A 17651-nucleotide genomic window follows, 5' to 3' on the forward strand; every position below is an offset into this window, starting at 1 on the left:
CATCGCCATGACGCCGCCGGCCGTTTCGTCCGGTGACGACCTCGCGCAAGCGGTCGACGCGCTGCGTCGCGGCGGCGTCGTCGCCTACCCGACCGAGGCCGTGTTCGGCCTCGGCTGCGACCCGCACGACCATGCCGCGTTCGCGCGCCTGTTCGCGCTCAAGCAGCGCCCGCCGACGCAGGGCGTGCTGCTGATCGGCGCCGAATTCGCGCATGTGGCGCCGTACATCGACCTCGCCGCGACGCCGGCGTCCGCGCTCGAACGCGCCCGGGCAAGCTGGCCCGGTCCGCACACCTGGATCTTCCCGCGCGCGGTGGACGTGCCGGAGTGGATCGCCGGCGGCCATGCCGGCATAGCGCTGCGCGTGACCGCGCATCCGCCGGCGGCCGCATTGTGCCGCGCGTTCGGCGGCGCGCTCGTGTCGACCAGCGCCAATCGCCATGGCGAGCCACCGGCGCGCCGAAGCGAGGACGTGCAGCATGCCTTTCCGACCGGCATCGATGCGATCCTGAACGGCGAAACCGGGGGACTTGAGCGGCCGACGCCGATCCGCGACGCTATCACCGGGGAGAGTGTGCGGAGCTAGCGGGCGCGGCGCCCGGCGGCTTGGACGGCAACGCAGGCGAGAGGGGAGGACATCCATGTCGGCGGTACCCGAAGGCCATGTCGCAACGAGCGCGGCATTGCCGTTGCTCGCGCGCGCCGACCTGTCGCGGACGCTGGCCTGGCGTGATGGCCGCGCGGTGGACGCCGCCGCCTTTCTCGCCGACGTCGCTGCCGTCGCCGCGGTCCTGCCGCCGCATGCGGACGCGATCAATCTTTGCGAGGATCGCTACGCGTTCCTCGTCGCGCTGTGCGCGGTCGCCTGCCGCGGCCGCACCAACCTGCTGCCTTCCGCGCGCACGCCGCAGGCGATCGGCGAAATGCTCGCCGGCCATCCGGGCAGCTACGCGCTCGCCGACGCCGCGCCGCCCGCGTTCGACGGCCGCGTCGTGCGCATGCCCCCGCTCGGCGTGCACGGCGAGCGCCACGACGTGCCGATGATACCTGCCGACCAGGTCGTGGTGATCGGCTACACCTCGGGCAGCACGGGCCAGCCGAAGCCGAACCCGAAGACCTGGGGCTCGTTCCGCGCCAGCACCGCATTCAACGTCGCTGCGTTCGCCGCGCTGCCGGCGCTGGCCGGCGCGGGCGACGCGCACATCGTCGCGACCGTGCCGCCGCAGCACATGTACGGCATCGAACTGTCCATCCTGCTGCCACTGCTCGGCCCGTTCGGCGTGCATGCGGGCCGCCCGCTGTTCCCGGCCGACGTCGCCGACGCACTCGCCGCGGTGCCGGCTCCGCGCGTGCTGGTGACGACGCCGGTGCATCTGCGCGCATTGCTGCGCGAACCGCTCGTGCTGCCGCCGCTCGCCGCGATCACCTCGGCGACCGCGCCATTGCCACAGGAACTCGCGGCGGAAGCGGAAGCGCGCTACGGCGCGCCCGTGCTCGAACTGTTCGGGTCGACCGAAACCTGCGTGATCGCGCAACGCCGCTGCGCGCTCGGCGAAGACTGGCGCCCCTACCCCGGGGTCACGCTCCGGCCGCAACCGGACGGCACCCTCGTCGACGCGGCGCACTTCGCCGCGCCGGTCGTGCTCGCCGACCTCGTCGAGCTCCTGCCCGGCCCCGCGTTCCGCCTGCGCGGACGGCACGCCGACCTCGTCGAGATCGCCGGCAAGCGCGCCTCGCTCGGCGACCTCACGCGCCGCGTCGGCGCCTTGCGCGGCGTCGAGGATGCGGTCGTGTTCCAGCTCGATGACGCCGATGCGACCGGCGTGCGCCGCATCGCCGCGCTCGTCGTCGCACCGGATCGATGCGAAGCCGAGCTGTTGCAGGAATTGCGCACCGCGATCGACGCCGCCTTCCTGCCGCGCCCGCTGCGCAAGGTCGCCGCGCTGCCGCGCAACGAGACCGGCAAGCTCCCGCGCGCCCAATTGCTCGCCGCCTTGCGCGAGTGACGCGCGACGCGCGCCGCGCTGCTCCACAGGCCTCGAGCGTTTCGAAGGGGTTGTGCCCCACCCCGAGGTTGCCGAAATTGCGCGCAGGGCAGGCGCCCACCCGCTTGCTCGGAGCGACCATGGACCTGGCCCCGATCCGTGCCCAGGTCGGCGCGTGCTTCGCGTCGAAAGTGCGGCCCTGGATCGCCGCCAAGCCCTGCAAACGCGCCGCGGGGCCTGCGCATGCCATTGGCGGACGAACTCACGCGAGCATGAATGCCCGCTAAACGACAGCCGCGACGCACTGGAAACTTTCAGCCTCGATCCCGATCTATGTTTCCGGGTGCACGCAACGGCACCCTGGTTGACTCACCTCCCTGAGTGCAACCCGCGAAGACCGATCCCTCCCCAGATCGGCTTCCCCGCCCCGAGGGCTCCCCCTGGCCCTCGGGGCATTTCTTTTTTGCACCCCGTGGATGGCGGGTGCAGCAAGCGCAGGTAGTTGTGCGGGCGCACGCGCTCGGCCAGAGCGACCGGCCGTGACCGCGCCTTCAACCTGAAGCTCGCTTCGATGCGGCCTCACGTCGCAGGCCAGAAGACCTCGTGCACGCTCAGTGCGCCTCGTCCCAGTTCGCGCCGACGCCGACATCGACCACCAGCGGCACGGCGAGTTCGGCCGCGCCGGCCATGCGTTCGCGCACGCCTGCGACGATCGCGTCGACCGCCTCCGCGCGCACCTCGAACACGAGTTCGTCGTGCACCTGCATGAGCATGTGGGCGGCGTCCTGGTGCTCGAGCAGCCAGGCGTCGACCGAGATCATCGCGCGCTTGATGATGTCGGCCGCGGTGCCCTGCATCGGCGCGTTGATCGCCGCGCGCTCGGCGCCGGCGCGCTGCGCCGCGTTGCGCGAATGGATGTAGTCGAGGTGGAGGCGCCGGCCGAATACGGTTTCGACCCAGCCGTCGCGATGCGCCTGCTCGCGCACGCGCTCCATGAAGTCCCGCACGCCCGGATAGCGGGAGAAATAGCGCGCCATGTAGTCCTGCGCCTCGCCGCGGCCGACGCCGAGCTGGCGCGCGAGGCCGAATGCGCTCATGCCGTACATGAGCCCGAAATTGATCGCCTTCGCCGCGCGGCGCTGGTTCGCGTCGACCTGCTCGAGCGGCAACCCGAACACTTCCGCCGCGGTCGCGCGGTGCACGTCCTGGTTGCCGTGGAACGCGGCGAGCAGGCCGGGATCGCCGGACAGGTGCGCCATGATGCGCAGCTCGATCTGCGAATAGTCGGCGGCGACGACCTTCCAGCCCGGCGGTGCGACGAACGCCTGGCGGATGCGCCGGCCTTCCTCGGTGCGGATCGGGATGTTCTGCAGGTTCGGTTCGACCGACGAGAGGCGGCCGGTCGCCGCGGTCGCCTGGTTGTAGCTCGTGTGCACGCGCCCGGTGCGCGGGTTGACGTTGTCGGCGAGTTTCTCGGTGTAGGTCGAGCGCAACTTGGCGAGGCCGCGGTAGTCGAGGATCAGGCGCGGCAGTTCGTGCTGGTCGGCGATCGCCTCGAGCGCTTCCTCGTTCGTCGACGGCTGTCCGCTCGGTGTCTTCATGAGCGCGGGCAGCTTCAGTTCGTCGAACAGGATCGCCTGCAACTGCTTGGGCGAATCGAGGCTGAAGCTGCGGCCGGCGATCGCGTGCGCGCGCTCGTTTATCTCGTGCATGCGTCGCGCCAGCTCGTGGCTCTGCTGCTTGAGCGCGACCGTGTCGACCAGCACGCCGCGCTGCTCCATGCGCGCGAGCACCGGCACGAGCGGCATCTCGATCGTCTCGTAGACGTGGCGCAGGCGCGGCTCCGCCTCGAGCTTCGCCCACAGCGCGCGGTGCAGGCGCAAGGTCACGTCGGCATCCTCGGCCGCGTAGCGGCACGCGGTGTCGAGGTCGACCTGCGAGAACGGGATCTGCTTCGCGCCGCGTCCGGCCACCTGCTCGTACGGCACCGTCTCGTAGCCGAGATGGCGTTTGGCGAGCGTGTCCATGTCGTGGCGCGAAGCGGTCGAGTTGAGCACGTACGACTCGAGCATGGTGTCGTGCGCGACGCCGCGCAGGGCGATGCCATGGGTCGACAGCACGTTGATGTCGTACTTGGCGTGCTGGCCGACCTTCGGCTGCGTGGCGTCCTCGAGCAGGGGCTTCAGGCGCGCCAGCACGTGCGCGGCATCGAGCTGCGCCGGCGCGCCGGGATAGTCGTGCGCGAGCGGGATGTACGCGCCTTCGCGCGGCGCCGCGGCGATCGACACGCCGACGATGCGCGCCTGCAGCGGGTCGAGCGAATCGGTTTCGCTGTCGAACGCAACGAGTCCGGCTGTGGCGAGCTTCGCCAGCCACCCGTCGAGCTGCGCCTCGGTCGTCACCAGTTCGTACCGGCCCGGACCGATGAGTTCGGGATCCGTGCTCGGCACCGGCGGCGGCGAGATGCCGCGCACGCCGAACTCGCGCCGCTGCGGCAGCTCCGCCGCGGGCAGGTCGGGTGCGGCACGCGCGGCCGGCTCCGTGCCGGCGTCGAGTTCCTTCAATGCGGCATTGAACTCGTAGCGGCGATACAGCTCGCGCAACGCGTCGGTGTCGCGTTCGCGCAGGTGCAGGTCGCGCGGCCCTTGCGCGAGCGGCACGTCGGTGCGGATCGTCGCGAGCTGGCGCGACAGCGGCAGTTGCGGCAACGCCTTGCGCAGGTTCTCGCCGATCTTGCCGCCGACCTCGTGCGCATGCGCGATCACCTCGTCGAGGCTGCCGTATTGCGCGAGCCATTTCGCCGCGGTCTTCGGCCCGCATTTCTCCACGCCCGGGATATTGTCGATGCTGTCGCCCATGAGGGCGAGGTAGTCGACGATCTGGTCCGGGCGCACGCCGAACTTGTCGAACACCGCGGCGGCGTCGAGCGTCGTGTTGGTCATCGTGTTGACGAGCTCGATGCCGGGCATGACCAGCTGGGCGAAATCCTTGTCGCCGGTCGAGATCGTGACGTCGATGCCCTCGGCCACGGCACGCCGCGCGAGCGTGCCGATGACGTCGTCGGCTTCGACGCCGTCGACGCGCAGGATCGGGAACCCGAGCGCGCCGACGATCGCATGCATCGGCTCGACCTGCGCGAGCAGGTCGTCGGGCATCGCCTGGCGGTTCGCCTTGTACTCGGCGTAGAGGTCGTCGCGGAACGTGCGCCCGGGCGCGTCGGCGACGAACGCGACGTAGTCGGGGCGCTGCTTGAGGATCGTGCGCAGCATGTTGACGACGCCGAACAGCGCGCCGGTCGGCTCGCCGGCGGCGTTGGTCAGCGGCGGCAGGGCGTGGAACGCGCGATACAGGTACGACGAACCGTCGATGAGGACGAGGCGGGGCATGGCGGGCTTGCAGGACGGCGGGCGCGCAGCTTCGCGCGCGCCCGCCCGCATTGCAACGCCACGGCCGTGCTCAGCAGCCCTGCGGCGCGGGATTGACCGTGCACAAGTCGAGCAGGAGCAGCGTGTTCTCCATCTCGTCGCGGAAGAGCACGTCGCCGTTGACGAAGGCCGGCACCTCGGCGTAGCCGACCTCGGCGATGCCCGGGTTCACGCGCCAGCGGATCGACTGGTTGCCGAGCTGAACCTGGGTCGCGCGCAGCGGGATGAGGATCTCGAGCCAGAAGCCCTGCGCCATGCCCCAGGCGCTGCTGTTCTGGAAGCCGCCACGCAAGGGACGCACGGCGAGCCCTTCGAGGCCCTGCGGGAACGTGGTCGGGCAGCCGTAGTCGGGGTCGGCGTCCATGTCGTGCAGGCGGTCGGGGTTGGGCAGGATCGCGAAGCAGAAGGTCGGGTTGTTCGCCGAGACCGCGGTTTCCACGCCGGGCGGCAGGATCAGCTCGAGGCCGACCACGCTGCCGCCGCACGGGTTGCCCGGATGACCGAGCACGAGATGGGTGTAGAACACCTCGCCGATCGCGGGCGAGTAGTTCGGCGGCGGATGGCTGAAGCCGGTGTAGCCCATGACGCGGGTGCCGTAGATCGGCGGATTGCTGCCGCAGGCCCAGACCGAGCCGATGCTCGTGATCACGCCGTTGAACCACGGCGTGACCATGTCCGGGCCGGGCAGCGACAGCGGGCCGGTCGGCGTCGGCACGGGCAGGGATTGCGCGAACGCGGTCGACAGGGCCAGTGCGAACCCTGCCGCAGTCCAGGCGATACGTCGAGGTCGTATGATCACGGCAACGCTCCGATGGCAACTTCGATGACAGGTACGACAAACCGCGCCGAAAGCCCTCATGCCCGGGCACAGCGGGCGCCGGCCCGGCGCGCGCGTGGACCGATGCGCGGCCATGGCTGAAGCGCCGGCCGACCACGAGGTCACGCGCCTGATCGCCGCCTGGCGCGAAGGCGACGAGGGCGCGCGCGAGGCGCTGGTCGAGCGCGTCTACGCCAACGTGCGTGCGATCGCGGCGCAGTCGCTGCGGCAGATGCCGGGCGCGACGCTGAGCGCGACCGACCTCGCCCATGAAGCACTGATCCGCCTGCTCGGCAGCGACGCGGCCTGGAGCGATCGGCGCCACTTCTTCCACGTCGCCGCGCAGGCGACGCGGCAGATCCTCGTCGACGCGGCGCGCCAGCGCCTCGCCTCCAAGCGTGGCGGCGGCGCCGAGAAGGTCGAGCTCGACGCCGCGCTCGGCGTCGCCGCGAACGACGGCGATGCCGAGCTCGTGCGCATCGACGACGCCTTGCGCGACCTGCAGCAGAGCGACGCACGGCGCGCGCAGATGATCGAACTGGTGTATTTCGGCGGCCTCAGCCGGATCGAGGTCGCGCAGGCGCTGCAGGTATCGGAGGGCACGGTCGACCGCGACCTGCGCCTCGCGCGCGCGTGGCTGCGCGCCGCGCTCGAGGCATGAACGCGCCGCTGCTCGACGCCCTCGCGCCGCATTTCGAGCGCCTGCGTGCGCTCGATCCGGCGCAACGCGCGGCCGAGATCGACGAGCTCCCGCTCGATGCCGCCGCGCGCACGCGCCTCACGCGCCTGCTCGCCGCCGACGACGCCGGGGGCGACCCGCTCGCCGATGCGATCGCCCGCGGCGCCGCGCGCCTGCACGAGTCGACGTCGCGCGAATTCGGCGCCTGGCGCCTCGTGCGCGAACTCGGCGCCGGCGGCATGGGCACGGTCTTCCTCGCCGAGCGCGCCGACGGCCAGTTCGAGCGCCAGGTCGCGATCAAGCTGCTGCGCGGCTTCCCGACGCGCGAGGCGACGCGCCGCCTGCGCCAGGAACGGCAGATCCTCGCCGGCCTCGACCATCCGAACATCGCGCGCCTGCTCGACGGCGGCGAAACCGCCGAGGGCCAGCCCTGGCTCGCGCTCGAATATGTCGACGGCGTGCCGCTGCTCGAACACGTCGCGCTGCACGCGCCGACCCTGCGCGATCGCCTCGCCCTGTTCGAAGCGATGCTCGATGCGGTCGCGCACGCGCACAGCCACCTGGTCGTGCACCGCGACATCAAGCCGGCGAACGTGATGGTCGCGACCGACGGCACGGTCAAGCTGCTCGACTTCGGCATCGCGCGCCTCGTCGAAGCGGGCGAGGAATCGCACCGCGAAACCTCGACGCGGGTGTTCAGCCGCGGCTACGCGAGCCCGGAACAGGAACAGGGGCTCGCCATCACCACCGCGAGCGACATCTACAGCCTCGGCGTGCTGCTGCGCGAGATGCTCGAAGGGCGCCGTGATGCGGGCGACCTGCGCGCTTCGCCGATCACGCCGCTGCGCCTCGACGCGGACCTGCGCGGCATCCTCGCCAAGGCGACCGAGGCCGATCCGGCGCGCCGCTACGCGAGCGCGACCGAGTTCCGCGACGACCTTCGCCGCCTGCGCGAAGGCCGGCCGGTGCGCGCGGCGCGCTGGACGCACGGCTATCGCCTGCGCAAGTTCGTCGCGCGCCATCGCCTCGGCTTCGCCGCCGCGGCACTCGCCGTGTTCGTCGCGTGCGCCTTCGTCTGGCGGCTCGAGCGCGAGCGCACGCGCGCGCTCGCGGCCGAAGCGGCGGCGCAGCAGGCGGCAGCCTCGGCCGAGCGCGAGGCGAGCCGCGCGCGTGCGTCGCTCGACTTCCTCAGCGACGCGATCTCGGCCGCGGCGCCCGACGTCGCGATGAGCCGCCAGGTCAGCGTGCGCGACCTGCTCGACGCCGCGCGCGCGAAGCTCGCTGCGCGCGACGATCCCGCGCTCGTGCGGCCGATGCAACGCCTGCTCGCGCACCTCTACGGCGATCTCGGCGACGTCGGCACCGCCCTGCAACTCATGCGCGACGGCCTGCGCGACGCGCAGCCGGCGGACCGCGCCGAAGCCTTGCGCCTCGCCGGGGACTACGACGAATACGCGAGCGAACTCGGCATCAAGGGCGACGTCGACGCCGCACTCGACGCGGCGCAACGCGCGGCCGACTGGCGCGCGCGGTTCGCGCCCGACGATCGCGTCGAACGCTTGCGCAGCCGGCAGGCACTCGCGCTCGTGTACCACCGCGGCGGCGACGACGAACGCGCGATCGCGCTGCTGCGCGAGGCGCTCGCCGAAGCGAAGGCGTTGCCCTCGACGCCGCTCGAGCTCTACACGGGCATCACGCAGGCGCTCGCCGCGCTGCTCGCGACCGCCGGCGAGGCGGACGAGGCGCTCGCGATCGCCGAAGCGGGCCTCGCCCGCGTCGATGCGGAACGGCCCCGCGAATCGCCCGAGCACGTGCTGCTGCTGCGCTCCAAGGCGAACGCGAAGAGTGCGGGCGGCGAGCCCGCCGAGGCCGAGCGGCTGCTGCGCGAGGCGATCGCGCTGCAGCAGCGCGTGGTCGACCCGGGCGGTGCGCGCATGATGGAGCTCACCAATGACCTCGCGATCGCGGTCAACGACCTCGGCCGCTACCGCGAGGCCGCCGAGCTGTTGCGCGAGTCGGACCGTCACATGGCCGGCGCGGGCATCGACGGCGCGGCCGATCGCGCGGTGTCCGAAGGCAACCTCGCCGCGGTGCTGGAAAACGCCGGCGACTACGCCACTGCGATCGGCCACTACGACAACGCCTTCGCCCTGCTCGACGGCGCCGGCGTCGGCGCCGACCACCAGGTGCGCCGGCGCATCGAGCGCGAACAGGCGCGCACGCTCGGCCTCGCCGGCGGGCATGCACGCGCGCTCGAACGCCTGACGGACCTGCGCGCGCGCGCCTTGCGCATCGACGGCGAGGCGTCCGGCGAATACGCGATGCTGACCTGGCAGCTGGTCGTGCTCGCGCGCAACATGCACCGCCCCGACGACGGGCTGGCCCTGCTCGACGAGGCCGAGCGGCTCTGGCACGCACTCGCGCCGGCCGAGCATCCGATCTTCCTGCACATGCGCCGCGCGCGCGGCGCGTTCGCGCTCGACCGCGGCGACGTCGCCGGTGCCGAGCGCGAGCTGCGCGCTGCAGTGGCCGGCTTCGAAGCCGTCGGCGCGCAGCCGATCGACCTGTCGATCGCGCGCAGCGAACTCGCCGCAGTGCGCCTGCGCGCCGGCGACCGCGGCGAGGCGCGCGCGCTGCTCGCGCCCGCCCTGCCGGTGCTGCGAGAGGCGATGCTGCCGCAGGAGATCAACCGCGCCGCGGCCGAGCGGACGGCGCAGCAGCTCGGCCTGCGCTGAATCACCGCTGCGGCCTGCGATGCGCTTCGCGCGCGCATTCATGCAGGTCTGCTAGGCTGCGCGCATGACCCTTCGAGGTGACGCCATGAAGCCGATCGTATCGCTCGCATCCGTGCTGTTCGTCGCCGTGATGGGTGTGGCGACCGCTGCGGACCGCCCGCCCGCCAAGGCGGACGTACCGCCTCCGCCGGGCATGGACGAACCCGGCGTGACCACCACCGCAACCCCGGCGGCCGCGGAAGAGCCGGCCGCCGCCCCTGCCGCCGACGATCCGCTCGCGCCGCTGCCGAAGCCCGACGCGCGCCTCGTGCGCGACAAGGCCTCGCGCGACAAGGCCGCGACGGATGACCGCATCGCGCGCAGCGAAGTGACCAAGCGCAAGCAGGGCGACGACACGGTGGAGGAATATCGCCAGAACGGCCGCATCTGGATGATCCGCATCATCCCGGTCACCGGCCCGAGCCAGACCTTCATGACCAATGACGGCAGCGGTCGCCTCGTGCGCGATCCGAAGGAAGGACCGGTGTCGCCGGTGTATTACTCGCTGTACGAGTGGAAGTAGCGCGGACGGCGGCACTCGCGAACGGCACGCCTCGCACGAATCATCCGCCCCGCGCGCTTCGTACCGCCCTACCCGGCCCCGAGCGGCGGTGCGCGCGAACGGCACGCCTCGCGAATCATGCGCCTCGCGCGCTTCGTACCGCCCTACCCGGCCCCGAGCGGCGGTGCGCGCGGACGGCGGCACTCGCGAACGGCACGCCTCGCGCGAATCATGCGCCTCGCGCGCTTCGTACCGTCCTATCCGGCCCTGAGCGGCGGTGCGCGCGGACGGCGGCACTCGCGAACGGCACGCCTCGCACGAATCATCCGCCCCGCGCGCTTCGTACCGCCCTACCCGGCCCCGAGCGGCGGTGCGCGCGAACGGCACGCCTCGCGAATCATGCGCCTCGCGCGCTTCGTACCGCCCTACCCGGCCCCGAGCGGCGGTGCGCGCGGACGGCGGCACTCGCGAACGGCACGCCTCGCGCGAATCATGCGCCCCGCGCGCTTCGTACCGCCCTACCCGGCCCTGAGCGGCGGGGCGCGCGAAGCGCGAGCCGCGGACACCGTCACGCGAGCCAATCGCGCGGCCGAAGGTAATCGGCCAAGCGCGCTTCGTCGCTGCCGGGCTCCGGCGCGTACGCATATTCGAACCGCACGCGCGGCGGCAGCGACATGAGGATCGATTCGGTTCGCCCACCCGATTGCAGGCCGAACAACGTGCCGCGGTCGTAGACGAGGTTGAACTCGACGTAGCGGCCGCGCCGGTACAGCTGGAATTCGCGCTCGCGCTCGCCGAAGGGCGTCGCCTTGCGTCGCGCGACGAGTGGCAGGTAGGCCTCGAGGAACGCGTTGCCGACGCTGCGCGTGAGGCCGAAGCAGCGATCGAAGCCGCCGGCGGCGAGATCGTCGAAAAACAGGCCGCCGACGCCGCGCGTCTCGTTGCGGTGCTTGAGGAAGAAGTACTCGTCGCACCACTGCTTCCAGCGCGGATAGACGTCGTCGCCGAACGGCGCGACCGCGTCGCGCGCGATCGTGTGCCAGTGCACGATGTCCTCGTCGAACGGATAGTACGGCGTGAGGTCGAAGCCGCCGCCGAACCACCAGTTGCGATCGACCCCGGGTTGCGCCGGGCGCGCTTCGAAATAGCGCACGTTCATGTGCGTCGTCGGCACGTATGGATTGCGCGGATGCACGACCAGCGACACGCCGAGCGCGGTCCACGGCGCGCCGGCGAGTTCCGGCCGGTGGGCGCTCGCCGCGGGTGGCAGGCGCGCGCCCGAGACGAGCGAGAAGTTCACCCCGGCCTGCTCGAACACGGCGCCCTGCTTGAGCACGCGCGTGCGGCCGCCACCCGAGAGCGCCGCGGCGGCCGCAGGCCGACCGCTCTCGTCCCCGTCCCGCGCCGCGGATGGCGGAGGGGATGAGCCCGGCACGGCCTCCCCCCGCCGCCACGCATCCTCGAGGAAGCGCGCGCTGCCGTCGGCCGCCTCGAGCGCCTCGCAGATGCGATCCTGCAGGCCGGTCAGGAACGCATGCACGAGATCGACCCGGACCTCGGGGGCGGGATCGCCGTGGGGGATGAAGGGGTCGACCATCGGCGCCTCGCGCGGCAGCTCGGAACGCCGCGATGGTACCGCGGGGCACGCGGCGCCGGCCTGCCTGCGACCCTGTGTCATAATTTCCGGCCATTCATCCACCCCATCGCCGCGTGCCCAGCCGCATCCCGCCGCTCGCCATCACCGCGTACACCGCAACGTCCGCGCTTGGCCGCGGCCGGCACGCCCACGTCGAGGCGCTGCGAGGTCGCCGCAGTGGATTGCGCGCGAACGATTTCACGACGACGCCGCTCGCCTGCGCGATCGGTCGCGTCGACGGACTGGAAGCGTCGCCGTTGCCGACGGAATGGGCCGCGCACGACAGCCGCAACAACCGCCTCGCCTGGCTCGGCCTCGGCGCCGACGCATTCCTCGACGCCGCACGCGAGGCGATCGCGCGCCATGGCGCCGGGCGCGTCGCGTTGCTCGCCGGCACGTCGACGGCGAGCATCGGCTCGACCGAAGCGGCATTCCGCTCGCTCGAGGACGGCCGCTTCCCGGCCGCGCTCGCCGCACCCGTGCTGCACACGCCGCATTCGCTCGGCCTGTTCCTGCAGGAGGCCTTGGGTACGCGCGGGCCATGCTCGACGATCGCCACCGCGTGTTCGTCGAGCGCGAAGATCTTCGCCCAGGCCGAACGCCTGATCCGCCTCGGCATCGTCGACGCGGCGATCCTCGCCGGCGTCGACACGCTGTGCGGCAGCGTGCTGTTCGGCTTCAACGCGCTCGAGCTCGTGTCACCCGACGCCTGCCGGCCGTTCGACGTCGCCCGCCGCGGCATCTCGATCGGCGAAGCGGCCGGCTTCGTCCTGCTCGAGCGCGAGGGTGCTGGCGCGCCGCGCCTGCTCGGTTACGGCGAATCCTCCGATGCACATCACATGTCGACGCCGCATCCGCACGGCCTCGGTGCGCGCCTCGCGCTCGCCGACGCGTTCGCGCGCGCCGGCATCGACGCGCGCGAAGTGGACTACGTGAACCTGCACGGCACCGCGACGGTGAAGAACGACGAAGTCGAGGCGGCCGTGCTCGCCGACATGTTCCCGCCGACGACGCGCGCGAGTTCGACCAAGGGCTGGACCGGCCATACGCTCGGCGCCGCCGGCATCCTCGAAGCGGTGATCAGCCTGCTCGCGATCGAGCACGGCTTCGTGCCGGGCACGCTCAATACCGAGGTGGCGGAGCCGGCCTGCAGCGCGCAGCTCGCGCTCGCCAACGAGGAACGCGCGGTGCGCGTCGCCTTGAGCAACTCGTTCGGCTTCGGCGGCAACAACTGCACGCTCGCGTTCGGGTGCGCCGCATGAACGGCATGCTCACCGTGCACGTCGACGGCATCGGCTGGCGGTCGCCCGGCCTCGCCGACTGGGCCGCCGCCCGCGCGCTGCTGCGCGACGGTGGTTCGCCCGCACTGCTCGGCGCGAGCGGGGCCAGTCCCGCGGTGCTGCCGCCGAACGAAGGCCGGCGCGCGCCGGAAACCGTGCGGCTCGCCTGCGACGTCGCCGGCCAGGCCTGCACGATGGCTGCGCGCGAGCCGGCCCACCTTCCCTGCGTGTTCGCCTCGATGCACGGCGACCTCGCGATCACCGAACATATGTGCATGACGCTCGCCGCGAACCCGCTCGAACTCTCGCCGACGAAGTTCCACAACTCCGTGCTCAATGCCGCGGCCGGCTACTGGACCGTCGCCACCCAATGCCATGCCGCGTCGAACGCGCTGTCGGCGTCCGGCGCGAGTTTCGCCGCGGGCCTGTTCGAGGCCGCTGTCGAAGCGCACGCGAACGAGGCGCCCATCCTGTTCACCGCCTACGACGTCGGCGCCTGCGGCGCGCTCGCCGGCGCAATGCGCGCCGAGGCGAGCATCGGCGTCGCGTTCGTGCTCAATCCCGAACGCAGCGCGCACACCGTCGCCGCCCTGCGGCTGCGCCACGACGGTGACGGCGACGACGCGCCGGCGCTGCGCGGAAGCTGGTTCGACGCCGCGTTGCTGCCACTGTTCGGCGCGCTCGCGCACGGCCATTGCGCGCGACTGCGCCTGCCCGCCGGCGCCGGCAGCGCGCTCGCGATCGAGGTGCTCGCATGAGTGCGACCGATCCCGCGCGCGTCGTCGTGGTGATTCCCGCGCTCAACGAGGAGCGCGCGATCCGCGGCGTGGTCGAATCCGTGCTTGCGATCTGCCCGAACGTGATCGTCGTCGACGACGGTTCCACCGATCGCACGGTCGAATGCATCGCCGACCTGCCGCACACGCTGATCCGCCATGCGACGCCGCTCGGCAAGGGCCAGGGCCTGCGCGACGCGTTCCGCAAGGCGCGCGAACTCGGCTTCGACGCCGTGATCGCGATGGATGGCGACGGCCAGCACCTCGCCGAAGACATCCCGCGCCTGCTCGCCGCCGCGCGACGCCATCCCGAGCACATCGTGATCGGCGCGCGCATCCGCCATCGCGAGAACCAGCCGAAGGCGCGCCGCCGCGCCAACGCGGTCGCCGACTGGGGCATCTCCTGGGGCTGCGCGCTGCCGATCGCCGATACGCAGAGCGGCCAGCGCTACTACCCGCTCGCCGCGCTCGAACTCGCCGACCTCGAGGCCGACGACTTCGTGTTCGAAGCGGCGCTGCTGATCGCGGCGACGCGCGAGAAGGGGCTCGGCGTCGTGTCGGTGCCGATCGACTCGCGCTACCAGGGCGAGTTCCGCCTCAGCCATTTCCGCCCGGTGCGCGACGTCACGCGCATCACGATGTACACGGTACGCCGCATCCTGCACTACGGCCGCATCGTCGACAGCTACCGCCGCGGCCACGATCGCCCGCCACTGATCTACGATCCGCCCGCCGCCGGGTAGCAAGCGCCGATGCCGCACCTGCTGCTGCAGCTGAGCGTCATCCTCGCCACGGCGCGCGTACTCGCACTGCTGCTGCGCCGGCTCGGCCAGCCCGCGGTGATCGGCGAGATGATCGCCGGCTTCGTGCTCGGCCCGGTCGTGTTCGGCGCAGTCGCGCCGGAATGGCACGCGGCGCTGTTTCCGAAGGGCGGCCTCGCCGCGCTGCACGGACTCGGCCAGCTCGGCCCCGTGCTGTTCATGTTCATCGTCGGCGCCGAACTGCGCGCGGCGGACGGGGCACGCGCGCGGCTCGTCGCGGCCGCATGGGTCGGCATTCCCGCGGTGCTGCTCCCGGCCGTGCTCGGTCTCGCGATCGCACCGGTGCTCCACCGCGACTACGCACCCGCGGGCGTCGGTGCCTGGCCGTTCGCGGCGTTCCTCGCCGCAGCGCTCGCGATCACGGCGTTCCCGGTGATGGCGCGCATCCTCAAGGACCGCGGGCTCACGCGCTCGCCGATCGGCCAACTCTCGCTGGCCGCGACCGCGTTCGCCGACGTGCTCGTATGGATCCTGCTCGCCTTCGTGGTCGCGTCGATCGCGGCGCACGGCGCAAGCGCATTCGTGCGCACGATCGGCGGGCTCGCGCTCGCCTGCACGGTCGCCTTCGGCGTGTTGCGCCCGCTGCTCGCGCGCCTGCTCGCGCGGCATGCGCACGACGGCCGGCCGGGCGGCGCGGTGCTCGGCACGCTGCTGGTCGGCACCTGCGCGACGGCCGCGGCGAGCGAGTGGCTCGGCCTGCACGCGGTGTTCGGCGCATTCCTGTTCGGGGCCTGCCTGCCGCGCGACGACCGCCTGCTCGACACCCTCGTCGAGCGCCTCGAACACGTCGCCGTGCTCATGCTGATGCCGGTGTTCTTCGCGCTCGCGGGCCTCTCGACGACCGTGGATGCGTTCACCGGCGCGGGCGCGTGGGCGCTGCTGCTGATCCTCGCCGCGGCCGTGCTCGGCAAGATCGTCGGCGCGGGTGCCGGCGCGCGCATCGCCGGGCTCGACGCGCGCTCGTCGCTCGCGGTCGGGTCGTTGATGAATGCGCGCGGCATGATGGAACTCGTCGTGCTCGAGGTCGGTCGCGCCGCCGGCGTGATCGGCGCGGGCCTGTTCACCCTGCTGATGACGATGACGATCGTGACGACCTTGATGGCGGCGCCGATGCTCGCCGCATGCCTGCGCCGCGCTGATGCCCGGGCGCAGGCCGCGGCGACGCGCGAGTAGCGACGCCGCGGCCCGCCGGCGCCTCAGTCGCCGACGACGCGCAGGCCGAAGTAGAGCGAGGCGTCGCCGACGAACTGCGCACTGCCCTCGACATTGAGGCGCAGCGTGGTCGGCTTCTTGAAGAACTGGCGTGCCTGCGCCTCGCTGAGCCCGTAGTTCTGCATCAGCGACTGCTTGCTGACGAGGCCGGCGATGCACACCGCCGAATCGCGCTCGCGCTGGAACAGGTGCTGGCCCGGCGTGAGCGGCACTTCGAAGCGCTCCGACGACGTGACGGCCGTGAGCAGGCTGCCGCCGAACGGCAGGCCGGTGTTCGGGTCGATCAGCGACGGGTCGTCGAGCACGGGGTTCTCGACCGTCACGCTCGGCACGACGGTGAGTCGAGCCACCACCGGCGACGCGGTCGGATTGTCGTAGCTGACCGAGAGCACGGGCGAGAACCAGTAGCAGAGCAGCGAGTTCGTCGCGTTCTTCGGCAGCTTGATGCGGCCGACGTCGTGGAACGAATACGCCGTCGCCGCAGGCGCGGGCGCGAGGATCTGGCAATGTTCGGCGCCGCTGCTGCAGTCGGGGGAGAGTTCGATCGCGCCGTCGGTGAGGCCGAGCCAGGTCAGGTTGCGGCCGAACGAATCGGCATCGCCGACGTCGTCGGCACCCGGCGACGCGGCCGGGCCGGCAGGAGCGGCACTGCGCACCGCGGCCTGCGACGGCGGCGCGGGCACGTCGGCGGTCCAGTACACGTCGTCGGCCATCGCGCGCGGCGCCGGGTTCGCGGCGAAGGCGGCCGACATCGACAGGCTGGCGACGGCGGCGGTGAGTGAACGGGCGAGCAGGTTCATGCGGGCACTCCTCGTTGGGTGGCCGCATCGTGCGCGTCGCCGGCACGCGATGCCGCGATGCATGCGGCAAGCGCAGGGCGAACGGCGTCACATTCCGGCGTTCAGGATGCGCCGACGGGTGCCGTGGCCGTCTTCAGCCCATGCCGCCGTTGATGCCGATGACCTGACCGTTGACGTAGCCGGCCGCGTCCGAGCAGAGGAAACGCACGAGCGCGGCGACCTCCTCCGGCTTGCCCGCGCGCCCGGCCGGGACGATCGCTTTCAGCTGCGCCTCGTCGAACGCATCGCCGATCATGCGCCCGGCGATCACGCCGGGAGCGACGACGTTGACGGTGATCCCGCGCGAAGCCATCTCGCGCGCGAGCGAACGCGTCGCGCCGTGCAGCGCCGATTTCGCCGCCGCGTAGTTGGCCTGGCCGCGGTTGCCGAGCACCGCGGCGACCGAGGAGAGTGACACGATGCGACCCCAGCGCGTGCGTGCCATCGGCAGCAGCAGCGGCTGCACGACGTGGAAGAAACCGTGCAGCGACACGTCGATGACGCGCCGCCACTGCTCCTCGCGCATGCCCGCGAGCGGTGCGTCGTCGTGGATGCCCGCGTTGTGCACGAGGACCTGGATCGGCCCGTGCGCGAGTTCCGCTTCGAGCACGGCGCGCGCGGCCTCGCCGTCGACGAGGTCGAACGCGATCGCCCGCGCGCGGCCGCCGGCCGCGACGATCGCCTCCACCACGGCTTGCGCACGCTCGAGGCCGCCGTGCGCGTGCACGAGCACGTCGCAGCCGTCCGCCGCCAGCGCGCGCGCGATCGCGCCGCCGATGTCGCCGCTGCCGCCGGTGACGAGCGCGCGTCGGTTCTCCATTGCAGGCTCCTGTCCTCGGAAGGTGCGCAGTCTAGTCCACCCGCGAACCCGGCCCGCGCCTTTGCGCGCCGGGCGGCCGGGTCCG

Annotated in this window: 14 protein-coding genes; 9 read left to right on the forward strand and 5 right to left on the reverse strand. The window is 72.2% G+C overall.

The genetic code is table 11. The annotated features are described in order from the left end of the window. The first annotated feature begins 7 nt into the window (after positions 1 to 7). Together tsaC and EV148_RS03780 are read left to right on the forward strand one after the other, a co-directional pair. Entirely contained in the window at positions 8 to 586 is a 579-nt protein-coding gene (tsaC, locus tag EV148_RS03775; RefSeq protein ID WP_131993623.1) for an L-threonylcarbamoyladenylate synthase type 1 TsaC, read from the forward strand. A 55-nt stretch (positions 587 to 641) separates the two neighbouring features. Next, positions 642 to 2006 (forward strand): AMP-binding protein, encoded by a 1365-nt coding sequence (locus EV148_RS03780; protein ID WP_131993626.1) that lies wholly within the window; start codon positions 642 to 644, stop codon positions 2004 to 2006. A gap of 590 nt (positions 2007 to 2596) precedes the next feature. Here EV148_RS03780 and polA read toward each other — a convergent pair. Together polA and EV148_RS03790 are read right to left on the reverse strand one after the other, a co-directional pair. Further along, complete coding sequence (gene polA, locus EV148_RS03785) at positions 2597 to 5371, reverse strand: DNA polymerase I (protein ID WP_131993629.1); 2775 nt, start codon at positions 5369 to 5371, stop codon at positions 2597 to 2599. A 70-nt stretch (positions 5372 to 5441) separates the two neighbouring features. Then, positions 5442 to 6209 (reverse strand): hypothetical protein, encoded by a 768-nt coding sequence (locus EV148_RS03790; protein WP_131993632.1) that lies wholly within the window; start codon positions 6207 to 6209, stop codon positions 5442 to 5444. A 112-nt stretch (positions 6210 to 6321) separates the two neighbouring features. On the opposite strand from EV148_RS03790, the gene EV148_RS03795 reads away from it, so the two are divergent. From EV148_RS03795 to EV148_RS03805, 3 genes are all read left to right on the forward strand, one after another. Then, a complete protein-coding gene (locus EV148_RS03795; RefSeq protein WP_158287303.1) occupies positions 6322 to 6888 on the forward strand; it encodes an ECF-type sigma factor in 567 nt (188 codons plus the stop codon). Continuing rightward, positions 6885 to 9641 carry a serine/threonine-protein kinase gene (locus EV148_RS03800; protein ID WP_131993638.1) on the forward strand — a complete coding sequence of 919 codons (2757 nt, stop codon included), beginning with the start codon at positions 6885 to 6887 and terminating at the stop codon, positions 9639 to 9641. The genes EV148_RS03795 and EV148_RS03800 overlap by 4 nt, the downstream gene beginning before the upstream one ends. A gap of 85 nt (positions 9642 to 9726) precedes the next feature. Next, positions 9727 to 10203 carry a DUF2782 domain-containing protein gene (locus tag EV148_RS03805; protein WP_158287304.1) on the forward strand — a complete coding sequence of 159 codons (477 nt, stop codon included), beginning with the start codon at positions 9727 to 9729 and terminating at the stop codon, positions 10201 to 10203. Positions 10204 to 10750: 547 nt separating this feature from the next. On the opposite strand, the gene hemF is transcribed toward EV148_RS03805, so the two are convergent. After that, the gene (gene hemF, locus EV148_RS03810; RefSeq protein ID WP_131993644.1) at positions 10751 to 11779 is read right to left on the reverse strand and encodes an oxygen-dependent coproporphyrinogen oxidase; all 1029 of its coding nucleotides are present in this window, start codon (positions 11777 to 11779) and stop codon (positions 10751 to 10753) included. Between the two features lie 113 nt (positions 11780 to 11892). Between hemF and EV148_RS03815 the strand changes: the two genes are divergently transcribed. The 4 genes from EV148_RS03815 to EV148_RS03830 are packed head-to-tail and all read left to right on the forward strand — an operon-like array spanning position 11893 to position 15868. Next, entirely contained in the window at positions 11893 to 13080 is a 1188-nt protein-coding gene (locus EV148_RS03815) for a beta-ketoacyl-ACP synthase (protein WP_182517300.1), read from the forward strand. Further along, positions 13077 to 13856, forward strand: a complete 780-nt coding sequence (locus tag EV148_RS03820; protein ID WP_241987960.1) for a beta-ketoacyl synthase chain length factor — start codon at positions 13077 to 13079, stop codon at positions 13854 to 13856. The genes EV148_RS03815 and EV148_RS03820 overlap by 4 nt, the downstream gene beginning before the upstream one ends. Then, the gene (locus EV148_RS03825) at positions 13853 to 14617 is read left to right on the forward strand and encodes a glycosyltransferase family 2 protein (RefSeq protein WP_131993647.1); all 765 of its coding nucleotides are present in this window, start codon (positions 13853 to 13855) and stop codon (positions 14615 to 14617) included. Before EV148_RS03820 ends, EV148_RS03825 begins: the two co-directional genes overlap by 4 nt. Before the next feature lie 9 nt (positions 14618 to 14626). Beyond that, the gene (locus EV148_RS03830; RefSeq protein WP_131993650.1) at positions 14627 to 15868 is read left to right on the forward strand and encodes a cation:proton antiporter; all 1242 of its coding nucleotides are present in this window, start codon (positions 14627 to 14629) and stop codon (positions 15866 to 15868) included. Positions 15869 to 15891: 23 nt separating this feature from the next. On the opposite strand, the gene EV148_RS03835 is transcribed toward EV148_RS03830, so the two are convergent. Next, the gene (locus EV148_RS03835) at positions 15892 to 16707 is read right to left on the reverse strand and encodes a hypothetical protein (protein WP_131993653.1); all 816 of its coding nucleotides are present in this window, start codon (positions 16705 to 16707) and stop codon (positions 15892 to 15894) included. Positions 16708 to 16840: 133 nt separating this feature from the next. Next, positions 16841 to 17566, reverse strand: a complete 726-nt coding sequence (gene fabG / locus EV148_RS03840) for a 3-oxoacyl-ACP reductase FabG (RefSeq protein ID WP_131993656.1) — start codon at positions 17564 to 17566, stop codon at positions 16841 to 16843. Positions 17567 to 17651: the final 85 nt, after the last annotated feature.

The organism is Dokdonella fugitiva, from assembly GCF_004342425.1.
Classification (GTDB): Bacteria; Pseudomonadota; Gammaproteobacteria; order Xanthomonadales; family Rhodanobacteraceae; genus Dokdonella_A; species Dokdonella_A fugitiva.

Excerpts from the sequence above, each read along its gene's own strand:
- tsaC (WP_131993623.1), top strand. The coding sequence starts at position 8 with ATGACGCCGCCGGCCGTTTCGTCCGGTGACGACCTCGCGCAAGCGGTC.
- EV148_RS03780 (WP_131993626.1), top strand. The coding sequence starts at position 642 with ATGTCGGCGGTACCCGAAGGCCATGTCGCAACGAGCGCGGCATTGCCG.
- polA (WP_131993629.1), bottom strand. The coding sequence starts at position 5,371 with ATGCCCCGCCTCGTCCTCATCGACGGTTCGTCGTACCTGTATCGCGCG.
- EV148_RS03795 (WP_158287303.1), top strand. The coding sequence starts at position 6,322 with ATGGCTGAAGCGCCGGCCGACCACGAGGTCACGCGCCTGATCGCCGCC.
- EV148_RS03800 (WP_131993638.1), top strand. The coding sequence starts at position 6,885 with ATGAACGCGCCGCTGCTCGACGCCCTCGCGCCGCATTTCGAGCGCCTG.
- EV148_RS03805 (WP_158287304.1), top strand. The coding sequence starts at position 9,727 with ATGAAGCCGATCGTATCGCTCGCATCCGTGCTGTTCGTCGCCGTGATG.
- hemF (WP_131993644.1), bottom strand. The coding sequence starts at position 11,779 with ATGGTCGACCCCTTCATCCCCCACGGCGATCCCGCCCCCGAGGTCCGG.
- EV148_RS03820 (WP_241987960.1), top strand. The coding sequence starts at position 13,077 with ATGAACGGCATGCTCACCGTGCACGTCGACGGCATCGGCTGGCGGTCG.
- EV148_RS03825 (WP_131993647.1), top strand. The coding sequence starts at position 13,853 with ATGAGTGCGACCGATCCCGCGCGCGTCGTCGTGGTGATTCCCGCGCTC.
- EV148_RS03830 (WP_131993650.1), top strand. The coding sequence starts at position 14,627 with ATGCCGCACCTGCTGCTGCAGCTGAGCGTCATCCTCGCCACGGCGCGC.
- EV148_RS03835 (WP_131993653.1), bottom strand. The coding sequence starts at position 16,707 with ATGAACCTGCTCGCCCGTTCACTCACCGCCGCCGTCGCCAGCCTGTCG.
- fabG (WP_131993656.1), bottom strand. The coding sequence starts at position 17,566 with ATGGAGAACCGACGCGCGCTCGTCACCGGCGGCAGCGGCGACATCGGC.